The organism is Vibrio caribbeanicus ATCC BAA-2122 (assembly GCF_000165125.1).
Lineage (GTDB): Bacteria > Pseudomonadota > Gammaproteobacteria > Enterobacterales > Vibrionaceae > Vibrio > Vibrio caribbeanicus.
Map to the genome: position 1 here is coordinate 1 of NZ_AEIU01000040.1, position 303 is coordinate 303.

General features: G+C 47.9%; 2 tRNA genes. Both read right to left on the reverse strand.

What is annotated here, in order from left to right:
• Positions 1 to 52: 52 nt before the first annotated feature.
• Positions 53 to 129 (reverse strand) — tRNA-Trp (locus tag RH40_RS03680).
• Between the two features lie 34 nt (positions 130 to 163).
• Positions 164 to 240: transfer RNA gene (locus RH40_RS03685), tRNA-Asp, on the reverse strand.
• Positions 241 to 303: the final 63 nt, after the last annotated feature.

Sequence of the window (303 nt, forward strand, 5' to 3'; positions counted from 1 at the left end):
CTAAAAACAGGCATAAAAAAAGGCTCCAGCATTTCTGCTAGAGCCTTATGTATGGCAGGGGTGGAGAGATTCGAACTCCCAACACGCGGATTTGGAATCCGCTGCTCTGCCAATTGGAGCTACACCCCTATTTCGTTTTGATGAGACGATACTCGCAAATAAATGGCGGAGCGGACGGGACTCGAACCCGCGACCCCCGGCGTGACAGGCCGGTATTCTAACCAACTGAACTACCGCTCCGCACTGGTTAGACATTAAAGTCTAAATGTTTTCTTCACTTTATCGTAAAGCAAAGAAGTAATT